Source organism: Methylobacterium symbioticum (assembly GCF_902141845.1).
Taxonomy (GTDB): domain Bacteria; phylum Pseudomonadota; class Alphaproteobacteria; order Rhizobiales; family Beijerinckiaceae; genus Methylobacterium; species Methylobacterium symbioticum.
The window spans coordinates 67,414-78,090 of the sequence record NZ_CABFPH010000016.1 but is presented as its reverse complement, the minus strand read 5'-3'; the positions used below and the strand labels follow the sequence as shown (position 1 = coordinate 78,090).

The 10,677-nt window shown below is 69.8% G+C and carries 8 protein-coding genes; 1 reads left to right on the top strand and 7 read right to left on the bottom strand.

The window, feature by feature from the left end; translation table 11 throughout:
• The first annotated feature begins 329 nt into the window (after nucleotides 1–329).
• The gene (locus MET9862_RS08270) at nucleotides 330–512 is read left to right on the top strand and encodes a hypothetical protein (RefSeq protein ID WP_142582555.1); all 183 of its coding nucleotides are present in this window, start codon (nucleotides 330–332) and stop codon (nucleotides 510–512) included.
• Between the two features lie 922 nt (nucleotides 513–1,434).
• On the opposite strand, the gene lpdA is transcribed toward MET9862_RS08270, so the two are convergent.
• From lpdA to sucC, 7 genes are all read right to left on the bottom strand, one after another.
• On the bottom strand, nucleotides 1,435–2,838 hold the full coding sequence (gene lpdA / locus MET9862_RS08265; protein ID WP_142582554.1) for a dihydrolipoyl dehydrogenase: 1,404 nt from the start codon (nucleotides 2,836–2,838) through the stop codon (nucleotides 1,435–1,437).
• A gap of 69 nt (nucleotides 2,839–2,907) precedes the next feature.
• On the bottom strand, nucleotides 2,908–3,663 hold the full coding sequence (locus MET9862_RS08260) for an SDR family oxidoreductase (RefSeq protein WP_142582553.1): 756 nt from the start codon (nucleotides 3,661–3,663) through the stop codon (nucleotides 2,908–2,910).
• A 19-nt stretch (nucleotides 3,664–3,682) separates the two neighbouring features.
• Nucleotides 3,683–4,981 carry a 2-oxoglutarate dehydrogenase complex dihydrolipoyllysine-residue succinyltransferase gene (gene odhB / locus MET9862_RS08255; RefSeq protein WP_142582552.1) on the bottom strand — a complete coding sequence of 433 codons (1,299 nt, stop codon included), beginning with the start codon at nucleotides 4,979–4,981 and terminating at the stop codon, nucleotides 3,683–3,685.
• A gap of 48 nt (nucleotides 4,982–5,029) precedes the next feature.
• Nucleotides 5,030–5,332 (bottom strand): YciI family protein, encoded by a 303-nt coding sequence (locus tag MET9862_RS08250; RefSeq protein WP_142582551.1) that lies wholly within the window; start codon nucleotides 5,330–5,332, stop codon nucleotides 5,030–5,032.
• 23 nt (nucleotides 5,333–5,355) lie between these two features.
• A complete protein-coding gene (locus MET9862_RS08245; protein ID WP_142582550.1) occupies nucleotides 5,356–8,340 on the bottom strand; it encodes a 2-oxoglutarate dehydrogenase E1 component in 2,985 nt (994 codons plus the stop codon).
• A gap of 194 nt (nucleotides 8,341–8,534) precedes the next feature.
• A complete protein-coding gene (sucD, locus tag MET9862_RS08240; protein ID WP_142582549.1) occupies nucleotides 8,535–9,419 on the bottom strand; it encodes a succinate--CoA ligase subunit alpha in 885 nt (294 codons plus the stop codon).
• Nucleotides 9,420–9,423: 4 nt separating this feature from the next.
• Complete coding sequence (gene sucC, locus MET9862_RS08235) at nucleotides 9,424–10,620, bottom strand: ADP-forming succinate--CoA ligase subunit beta (protein ID WP_142582548.1); 1,197 nt, start codon at nucleotides 10,618–10,620, stop codon at nucleotides 9,424–9,426.
• Nucleotides 10,621–10,677 lie beyond the last annotated feature (57 nt).

Genomic DNA, 10,677 nt, shown 5'->3' with positions numbered 1-10,677 from the left:
GCATCCGGCACCCCGGCCGGCTCGACGGCGCGGGCCGGCGCGGCCGCGAGGAGGGCGGCGCAGGCGGCGCCCAGGAGGAGGCGGCGGGAACGGTCGGACACGGCGGGCCTCACGGGCGCGAAGACGGCACCCGGTGCGCGGAGCAGGGCCGGCGATCGGGATGCGACCGAGTGTACACCGGACCGTGCGGCGGAGTTACGGCGCCGCGCGGTCCAATGGCCGCACAGGTCAGACTTGGTGCCGAAATGCGACATCGCGCACCGCCTGCAACCCGGATCGCGCGCGAACGTTATGGTCGCACAAGCGAATTGAATTTCGGGACGCGGGTCATGAGCATCTTCCAGATCAGGCAGAAGTCGAGCGGCGCGGTTCTCTGGACCGGCTCGGCCGACGACGAGCAGACGGCCCTCGACGCCATGGCGCGCGAGGCCGGATACCGGGATTTCTCGGCCCTGCCCGACACGCTCCGCGCGAGCGGCATCGAGGCGGCCAAGCTCGATCTGATCTCGTAGGACAGACGGATCGCGGCGGGCGGAGCGCCTCGCCACCGAAAGGACCGGGCGCGGGGGCCCGCGCCTGATCCGGACAACGGTGGACCGCTAGAAGCGCGCGCTCCCTCCCCCCTCTGCGGGGGAGGGTGGCCCGCGAAGCGGGTCGGGAGAGGGGTGCGACGCGGCCGGATCGCGCTCGGCATTGACGCTGGGCTTCTTCCGGCAGCCGGGTTCCCCTCTCCCGCCTCGCATTCGCTCGGCACCCTCCCCCGCAGAGGGGGGAGGGAGGGCATCGCGGCAGGGCGAAAAGGCCTTCCTTAAGACAAAAAGCTTGACAGACGAGAACAAAACACGTACATCCCAGCCACGTGCTGTCCCGCGGCGCGACGGGTCCTGCAACCCGCCGCGCCGCGCGCAGGGAGCCCGGGCCGCATGACCACGGCCCGTGCCAGGACAGCGCGGCGGTTCCCGCGTCGCCGGCCGGTCAGCCGGCGCCCCGGGCGCCTCTGCGCGACACAGGGCCGTTCTCGGCGCCAGCCCGGATCAACAACGGGACAGCCCCGATAGTCCGGCCTGCACAGGTCGTTGGAACCGATGCCGGGCCCAATACGAGGTCCGGTGCACGACGCTTCAAGTCTGCCGGGGTGAGGCTGGGCGAGCCGGGCAACGGCGCTACGCAGTCCGCCACGATCGGGGTCGATGCAGGTGAGCAAGAGACCGCGACGCATAGACGGACGAGGCCGGCGGATCCCCGCCCCCTCGTCCGCGGGACGCCGGGGAACTCGGTATCCGTACGCACATGAGTTTGGGTTCCGCGGCGTCCCGCGTCTCCCTCCAGCCAGGCCTCCGGCGTCACAAGACGCGCGGAGCCGAAACCATGTGGGGGCCCGGCTCCGGCGCGGTGGCCGGCCGGCGCCGGATGGCGCTCAGCCGTGGATCGCGCTCAGACGTGGATGGCGCGCTTGGCGACCGCGAGGGCGGCTTCCTTGACGGCTTCGGTGAGGGTCGGATGCGCGTGGCAGGTGCGGGCGATGTCCTCGGAGCTCGCGCCGAACTCCATCGCCACCGCCACCTCGGCGATCAGGTTGCCGGCATCCGCGCCGACGATGTGCACGCCGAGCACCCGGTCGCTGGCCGCATCCGCCAGGATCTTCACGAAGCCGTCCGTGGTGCCGTTGGCCTTGGCGCGGCCGTTCGCCGTGAAGGGGAACTTGCCGGCATTGTAGGCGATGCCGTCCTTCTTCAGCTCCTCCTCGGTCTTGCCGACCGAGGCGACCTCCGGGAAGGTGTAGACCACGTTCGGGATCACCCCGTAATTCACGTGGCCCGACTGGCCCGCCAGGATCTCGGCCACGGCGACGCCCTCGTCCTCGGCCTTGTGGGCGAGCATCGGACCGGCGATCACGTCGCCGATGGCGTAGATGCCGGTCACGTTCGTGGCGAAGTGCGAATCGGTCTGGATCCGGCCCTTGTTGTCCATCTGCACGCCGACGGTCTCCAGGCCGAGCCCGGCCGTGTAGGGCACGCGGCCGATGGCGACGAGCACCACGTCGGCCTCCAGCACCTCGGCCTGGCCGCCGGCCGCCGGCTCCACGGTGACCTTGGCGCCCTTCTTGGCCACCTCGACGCCGGTGACCTTGGTGGACAGCCGGAAGGCGAGGCCCTGCTTGGTCAGGATGCGCTGGAACTGCTTGCCGACCTCGCCGTCCATCCCCGGCAGCACCCGGTCGAGATACTCGACCACGGTGACCTCGGCGCCGAGCCGCCGCCAGACCGAGCCGAGCTCGAGCCCGATCACGCCCGCGCCGATGACGAGGAGCTTCTTCGGGACCGCGCCGAGCGCGAGGGCGCCGGTGGAGGAGACCACGATCCGCTCGTCGATCGCGACGCCGGGCAGCGCGGCGACGTCCGAGCCCGTGGCGATGACGATGTTCTTCGTCTCCAGCATCCGGTTGCCGCCGTCCTCGGAGACGACCTCGACCCGGCCCGCGCCGGCGATGCGGCCGGTGCCCTGGTAGCTGTCGACCTTGTTCTTCTTCAGCAGGAACTCGACGCCCTTGGTGTTGCCGGCGACGCCCTCGTCCTTGAAGCCCATCATCTTCTTCAGATCGAGCTTCACCCCGCTCACCTCGATGCCGAGATCGGCGAAGTGATGGTTGGCCTCCTCGAAGGCCTCCGAGGCGTGGAGCAGGGCCTTGGACGGGATGCAGCCGACATTGAGGCAGGTGCCGCCATGGGTCGCCCGCTTCTCGACCACCGCGGTCCGCAGGCCGAGCTGGGCCGCGCGGATGGCGCAGACATAGCCCCCGGGGCCGGTGCCGATGACGACGAGATCGTAAGCGCTCATGGTCCGTTCGTTCCTAACCGTTGTTCGGCGATGCCCCGGTCCGCGGGGCGATCCTGGCGGGGCCGCACCTCAGCGGCCCCCGGTGACTTGCAGGACGGCGCCCGTGGTGTAGGCGGCCTCGTCGGAGAGCAGCCAGACGATGGGCGCGGCGACCTCCTCCGCCGTCCCGGGCCGCTTCATCGGGATCTGCGGCGCCAGCGCCCAAGCCCGGTCGGGCTGGCCGCCGCTCGCATGGATCTCGGTGTCGATGATGCCGGGCGCCACCGCGTTGACGCGGATGCCCTCCTCGGCGACCTCGCGGGCGAGGCCGAGGGTGGCGGTGTCGATCGCCCCCTTCGCGGCGGCGTAGTCGACATATTGCCCGGCCCCGCCGAGCCGGGCCGCCACGGAGGAGAGGTTGACGATCGCCCCGCCCCGGCCGCCGTTGCGGGTCGACATCCGCCGCACCGCCTCGCGGGCGCAGAGCAGGCTGCCGACCACGTTCACGCGCATCATCCGGTGGAGGCGCTCCGCCTCCATCGCCTCGACCCGGGCGGCGACATCGACCACGCCGGCATTGTTGACGAGGCCCGCCCCCGTGCCGAGCCGGTCGGCCGCCGCGAACAGCGCGACGACCTCCGCCTCCGCGCCGACATCGGCCCGCACCGCGCAGGCCTGGCCGCCCTCGGCCGCGATCGCGGCGACCACGCGCTCCGCGGAGGCCGCGTCCGAGACGTAGCTCAGGCAGACCCGCCAGCCGCGCCGGGCCGCCAGAAGCGCGACGGCGCGGCCGATGCCGCGGCTGCCGCCGGTGACGACGGCGACCTTGTCGGCGATCTCGGGCATGGCGCGGCCTTCGCGTTGCTCAGAGGTCCAGGACGAGGCGCGCCGGATCCTCCAGGGCCTCCTTCACCCGAACCAGGAAGGTCACGGCCTCCTTCCCGTCCACGATGCGGTGGTCGTAGGAGAGGGCGAGGTACATCATCGGCCGCGCCTCGATCTTGCCGCCCCGCACCACCGGCCGCTCCTCGATGCGGTGCATGCCGAGGATGCCCGATTGCGGCGCGTTGAGGATCGGCGTCGACATCAGCGAGCCGTAGATGCCGCCGTTGGTGATGGTGAAGGTGCCGCCCTGCATCTCCTCGATGGAGAGCTTGCCGTCGCGGGCCTTCTTGCCGAAGCCGGCGATCGTCTTCTCGATGCCGGCGATCGAGAGGTCGTCGGCGTCCCGCACCACCGGCACGACGAGGCCCTTGTCGGTGCCGACGGCGATGCCGATGTGGTAATAGTTCTTGTAGACGAGGTCCTGTCCGTCGATCTCGGCGTTGACCGCCGGCACGTCCTTGAGGGCGCCGATCACCGCCTTGGTGAAGAAGCCCATGAAGCCGAGCTTCGTGCCGTGCTTCTTCTCGAACACGTCCTTGTACTGCGTGCGCATCGCCATCACGGCCGACATGTCGACGTCGTTGAACGTCGTCAGCATCGCCGCGGTGTCCTGCGCGTCCTTGAGGCGGCGCGCGATGGTCTGGCGCAGCTTCGTCATGCGCACGCGCTCCTCGCGCGCGGCATCGTCCGGCGCGGAGGGCGCGCGCGGCAGGGTCGGGCGGGCCTCCTTCTGGGCGGGCTGCGACGCGCCGGCCGAGCCGCCCTTGGCGATGGCGCCGAGCATGTCGCCCTTGGTGACGCGGCCGTCCTTGCCGCTGCCGTTCACGCCCGCCGGGTCGATGCCGGATTCGCGGGCGAGCTTGGCCACCGCCGGGCCGTTATCGCCGACCGGGCGGCTCGGCGGAGCCGCGTCGCCGTGGCTGCCGTAGCTCGCCGAGGATTGCTTGGGCGCCTCGCTGCGGCTCTCGGCCTTGGTCTCGGCAGCCTGCTTCGGCGCCGGCTTGGCCTCGCTCTTCGTTTCACTCTTGGCGCCGCCGGCGCCCGCCTCGACGATCGAGCCGAGGATGGCGCCGGGCTCGACGGTCTCGCCGTCCTTCACCAGGATCTCGCCGAGCTGGCCGGCCGCGGGGGCATTCACCTCCAGCGTCACCTTGTCGGTCTCGAGCTCCACCAGGGGCTCGTCGGCGGTGACCGTGTCGCCGGGCTTCTTGAACCAGCGGCCGATCGTGGCCTCGCTCACGGATTCACCGAGCGTCGGGACGAGGATGTCGGTTGCCATGCTCTCACTGCCCCGCGCGGGGGCCTCCTCTGGCTATCGGGCCGCGGCTTACGGGCGCCGCAGGATCAGGGATGGAACGGGCGAGACGGTGTAGGCGAAGCCCGCCTGCGCCTCGATGACGGGATCGGCGGCGCCGAGTTCCTGGGCTCGGGCCTCGTCCTCCGCCTCGACGAGGGCGAGGCCCCAGGCGCCCCCGACCTCGAAGACGGGCCCGACCGCGATGGCCTCTCCCGCGGCGGCCCGCTCCAGCCAGTAGGCCGCATGCTCCGAGAACAGGGCCTTCTCGGCCTCCGTCGCGTCGAACGGGAAGGCCGGACGCGGCGGCGCGAGGCGCAGGAGGAAGTAGGCCATCGCCGTGAGGCTCTTCGTAACGGTCAGACCGCCAGTGCCTCGTTGAGGAAGGCCTGGAGCTGGGCCTGATGCTTCGACATCAGGCCGACCGCGGTCGAGGCCGAGGCCGGGCGGCCGACATAGCGCGGACGCTTCACCGAGGCGTTGGCCTGGCCCAGCACCCATTCGAGATAGGGCTCGACGAAGCTCCAGGCGCCCATGTTCTTGGGCTCCTCCTGGCACCAGATCACCTCGGCGTTGCGGAACCGGGCCATCTCGGTGGCGAGCGCCTTGAGCGGGAACGGGTAGAGCTGCTCGACGCGCAGGAGGTAGATGTCGTTGAGCCCCCGCTTCTCGCGCTCCTCCAGAAGGTCGTAATAGACCTTGCCCGAGCAGAGCACGACGCGGCGGATCTTGTCGTCGCGCACGAGCTTGATCTCGCTGCCCTCGTGCTCCGCGTCGTCCCACAGGATGCGGTGGAAGGTCGAGCCGTCGCTGAGCATGTCGAGGGGCGAGACCGCCCGCTTGTGGCGCAGCAGCGACTTCGGCGTCATCAGGATGAGGGGCTTGCGGAAGTCGCGCTTCAGCTGCCGGCGCAGGATGTGGAAGTAGTTGGCCGGCGTCGTGCAGTTGGCGACCTGCATGTTGTCCTCGGCGCAGCCCTGCAGGTAGCGCTCGAGGCGGGCGGAGGAGTGCTCCGGTCCCTGGCCCTCGTAGCCGTGCGGCAGCAGCATCACGAGGCCCGACATGCGCAGCCACTTGCGCTCGCCGGAGGCGATGAACTGGTCGATGACGACCTGCGCGCCGTTGGCGAAGTCGCCGAACTGCGCCTCCCAGAGCACCAGGGCGTTGGGCTCGGCCAGCGAGTAGCCGTACTCGAAGCCGAGCACCGCCTCCTCGGAGAGCATCGAATTGATGATCTCGATATTCGCCTGGCCCTCGCGGATCGAGTTCAGCGGCGTGTAGCGCTGCTCGTTCTCCTGATCGATCACCACGGCGTGACGCTGCGAGAAGGTGCCGCGCTCGACATCCTGGCCCGAGAGGCGGACCCGGTTGCCGTCGAGCAGGATCGAGCCGAAGGCCAGCGCCTCGGCGGTCGCCCAGTCGATGCCGACGCCCGTCTCCACCGCCTTGGCACGGTTGTCGAGGAAGCGCTGGATCGTGCGGTGCAGGTGGAAGCCGGGGGGCGACTGCGTGATCCGCTGCCCGATCTCGCGCAGCGTCTCGGCCGGCACGGCGGTGCGGCCGCGGCGGGGATCGTCCACGTCCTCGTGCACGGCCTTGAAGCCGGACCAGCGCCCGTCGAGCCAGTCGGCCTTGTTGGCCTTGTAGTTCGTGGCGATGTCGAGCTCGCTGTCGAGCATCTCGCGGAACTCGGCCTTGCGGGCGTCGAGCGCCTCCTGGCTCAGGGTGCCGTTCTCGACGAGCTTGCGGCCGTAGCTCTCCAGCGCGGTCGGGTGCTTGCGGATGCGCTGGTACATCTTCGGCTGGGTGAAGGCCGGCTCGTCGCCCTCGTTGTGCCCGAAGCGGCGGTAGCAGAGCATGTCGATCACGACCGGCTTGCCGAACTTCTGGCGGTACTCGACCGCGACCTTGGCCGCGAAGGTCACCGCCTCCGGATCGTCGCCGTTGCAGTGGAAGATCGGCGCCTCGACCATCTTCGCCACGTCGGACGGGTAGGGCGAAGAGCGCGAGAAGCGCGGATCGGTGGTGAAGCCGATCTGGTTGTTGATGATGAAGTGCACCGAGCCGCCGGTGCGGTGGCCCTTGAGGCCGGACAGGCCGAGGCACTCGGCCACCACGCCCTGGCCGGCGAAGGCCGCGTCGCCGTGGATGAGCAGCGGCAGCACCGTGCGGCGCTCGACATTGGGCTTGGCCCACTGGTCCTGCTTGGCGCGCACCTTCCCCAGCACGACGGGATCGACGATCTCCAGGTGCGAGGGGTTGGCGGTGAGCGAGAGGTGGACGTTGTTGCCGTCGAAGGCGCGGTCGGAGGACGCGCCGAGATGGTACTTCACGTCGCCCGAGCCCTCGACCTCGGCCGGCGAGGCCGAGCCGCCCTTGAACTCGTGGAAGACCGCCCGGAAGGGCTTGGCCATCACGTTCGTCAGAACGTTCAGCCGGCCGCGATGGGCCATGCCGAGCACGATCTCGCGGACGCCGAGCGCGCCGCCGCGCTTGATGATCTGTTCGAGAGCCGGGATCATCGCCTCGCCGCCGTCGAGGCCGAAGCGCTTGGTGCCGGTATATTTGAGGTCGAGAAACTTCTCGAAGCCCTCCGCCTCGATCAGCTTGTTCAGGATCGCCCGGCGCCCTTCCGGCGTGAAGGAGATCTCCTTGTCCTTGCCCTCGATGCGCTCCTGCAGCCACGCCTTCTCAGCCGGGTCCGAGATGTGCATGAACTCGACGCCGAGCGTCTGGCAGTAGGTCCGCTCCAGGATGTCCACGATCTCGCGGATCGTGCCGAATTCCAGGCCGAGCACGTTGTCGAGGAAGATCGGGCGGTCCCAGTCGGCTTCGGTGAAGCCGTAATGCTGCGGATGCAGCTCCTCGTGGTCGCCGCGCGGCGCCAGCCCCAGCGGATCGAGCTTGGCATGCAGGTGGCCGCGCATGCGGTAGGAGCGGATCAGCATGATCGCGCGGACGGAATCCTTGGTGGCCTGCTCGACCGAGACGCCGGTCTTGGCCACGACCGCGGCGCCGTCCACGGGCTTGCCGGGCTTGGCATCACGCGCCAGAATCTTGTCGCCGAGGCCCTTCTCCAGGGCCGCCCAGTTGCCGTCGAGTGCCGAGACGATCTCGCCGTTCAGCGGCACCGGCCAGTTGGGCTTGGTCCAGGAGGCGCCGGCGGCGTTCTTCTCCACCAGCGTCTCGTCCTCGCCGAGCGCCTTGAAGAAGTTCTGCCACTCGGGATCGACGGAGGCCGGGTTGCGCGCGTAGGCCGCCTGCAGCTCCTCAATATAGGTGGCGTTGCCGCCGTAGAGGAACGAGGTTTCGAGGAGCGCTTCGTTCAGGTCCTGGCGTGCCATGGTCCGTCCATCCTGCTCGGGTGTGCGGCCCGCATCGCGGGCGGACCGCCCTCAACCGTCGGGACGCGCCGACCCGCGCGGGGCGGGGGGCGCGTCCGTCATCAAAGAGATCCGGATCGGGATGCGCGGCCGGCGCCCATCCCGATCCATTCGACCGGAGCGCTGCCGTCCCGCGCCGGGCGGGACGGAACGCTTCAGCCCTTCAGCACCTCGACCAGGGTCGAGCCGAGCCGCGCCGGTGAGGGGGAGACGCGGATGCCTGCCGCCTCCATCGCCGCGATCTTGTCCTCGGCGCCGCCCTTGCCGCCCGAGATGATCGCGCCGGCATGGCCCATGCGGCGGCCCGGAGGCGCCGTGCGGCCGGCGATGAAGCCGACCATCGGTTTCTTGCGGCCGCGCTTGGCCTCGTCCTTCAGGAACTGCGCGGCCTCTTCCTCGGCCGAGCCGCCGATCTCGCCGATCATCACGATCGACTCGGTCTTCGGGTCGGCCAGGAACAGCTCCAGCACGTCGATGAACTCGGTGCCCTTGACCGGGTCGCCGCCGATGCCGACCGCTGTGGTCTGGCCGAGGCCCGCGTTCGAGGTCTGGAACACCGCCTCGTAGGTCAGCGTGCCGGAGCGCGACACGATGCCCACCGAGCCCGGACGGAAGATGTTGGCCGGCATGATGCCGATCTTCGATTCGCCGGCGGTGACGATGCCGGGGCAGTTCGGGCCGACGAGGCGCGACTTGGAGCCGGCGAGCGCCCGCTTCACCCGCACCATGTCGAGCACCGGAATGCCCTCGGTGATGCAGACGATGAGCGGGATCTCGGCCGAGATCGCCTCGCAGATCGCGTCCGCGGCGCCCGGCGGCGGCACGTAGACGACCGAGGCGTCGGCGCCGGTCTTCTCACGGGCCTCGGCCACCGTGTCGAACACGGGCAGGCCGAGATGGGTCGAGCCGCCTTTGCCGGGGCTCGTCCCGCCGACCATCTTGGTGCCGTAGGCGATGGCCTGCTCGGAGTGGAAGGTGCCGTTCTTGCCGGTGAAGCCCTGGCAGATGACCTTGGTGTTGGCGTCGATCATGACGGACATCGGATCAGGCTCCCTTCACCGCGGCGACGATCTTCTGGGCGGCGTCGTCGAGATCGTCGGCCGGGATGACGTTGAGGCCGGAACTCCGGATGATCTCCTTGCCTTCCTCGACGTTGGTGCCCTCAAGGCGCACCACCAGCGGAACCTCCAGGCCCACCGCCTTCACCGCCGCGATCACGCCGCGGGCGATGACGTCGCACTTCATGATCCCGCCGAAGATGTTGACCAGGATGCCCTTCACCTGCGGGTCGGCGGTGATGATCTTGAAGGCCGCCGTGACCTTCTCCTCGCTCGCGCCGCCGCCGACATCGAGGAAGTTCGCCGGCTCCTCGCCGTAGAGCTTGATGATGTCGAGGGTGGCCATGGCGAGGCCGGCGCCGTTGACCATGCAGCCGATCGTGCCGTCGAGCGCGATATAGGCGAGGTCGTACTTGGAGGCCTCGATCTCCTTGGCATCCTCCTCCGTCTCGTCGCGGAGCGCCACGATGTCGGGGTGGCGGTAGAGCGCGTTCGAGTCGAAGGAGATCTTGGCGTCGAGGCACTTGAGATGGCCGTCGCCGGTGAGCACCAGCGGGTTGATCTCGAGCATGCTCATGTCCTTGGCCGTGAAGGCCCGGTAGAGCTTCTCCGTCAGCTCGCCCGCTTCCTTGGCCTGGGCGCCGGAGAGGCCGAGCGCCTTGGCGACCGCGCGGCCGTGATGGGGCATGATGCCGGTGGCCGGATCGACCGAGAAGGTGACGATCTTCTCAGGCGTGTCGTGAGCGACCTGCTCGATATCCATGCCGCCTTCCGTCGAGACCACGAAGGCGACCTGCCCGGTGGCGCGGTCGACGAGCATCGACAGATAGAACTCGGCGGCGATCGCGGCGCCTTCCTCGATGTAGAGGCGGTTGACCTGCTTGCCGGCCTCGCCGGTCTGCACGGTCACCAGCGTCCCACCGAGCATCTCGGAGGCGAACTGCACCACCTCGTCCTTCGACTTGGTGACGCGCACGCCGCCCTTGGCGCCGGCGGGAGCCCCCTTGAAGGTGCCCTTGCCGCGGCCGCCCGCATGGATCTGGCTCTTCACCACCCAGACCGGCCCGCCGAGTTCGTCAGCCGCGGCCGCAGCCTCCTCGGGCTTGAAGATCGCGACACCACGCGAGACCGGCAGGCCGAACTCGCGCAGCACCCCCTTGGCTTGATATTCGTGGATGTTCATTGGCGTCCTCCTCGCGTCCGCAACGAAGGGCTTCAGCCCGAGTCAGGGTACGCGCGG

Excerpts from the sequence above, each read along its gene's own strand:
- odhB (WP_142582552.1), bottom strand. The coding sequence starts at position 4,981 with ATGGCAACCGACATCCTCGTCCCGACGCTCGGTGAATCCGTGAGCGAG.
- MET9862_RS08270 (WP_142582555.1), top strand. The coding sequence starts at position 330 with ATGAGCATCTTCCAGATCAGGCAGAAGTCGAGCGGCGCGGTTCTCTGG.
- sucC (WP_142582548.1), bottom strand. The coding sequence starts at position 10,620 with ATGAACATCCACGAATATCAAGCCAAGGGGGTGCTGCGCGAGTTCGGC.
- MET9862_RS08260 (WP_142582553.1), bottom strand. The coding sequence starts at position 3,663 with ATGCCCGAGATCGCCGACAAGGTCGCCGTCGTCACCGGCGGCAGCCGC.
- sucD (WP_142582549.1), bottom strand. The coding sequence starts at position 9,419 with ATGTCCGTCATGATCGACGCCAACACCAAGGTCATCTGCCAGGGCTTC.
- MET9862_RS08245 (WP_142582550.1), bottom strand. The coding sequence starts at position 8,340 with ATGGCACGCCAGGACCTGAACGAAGCGCTCCTCGAAACCTCGTTCCTC.
- lpdA (WP_142582554.1), bottom strand. The coding sequence starts at position 2,838 with ATGAGCGCTTACGATCTCGTCGTCATCGGCACCGGCCCCGGGGGCTAT.
- MET9862_RS08250 (WP_142582551.1), bottom strand. The coding sequence starts at position 5,332 with ATGGCCTACTTCCTCCTGCGCCTCGCGCCGCCGCGTCCGGCCTTCCCG.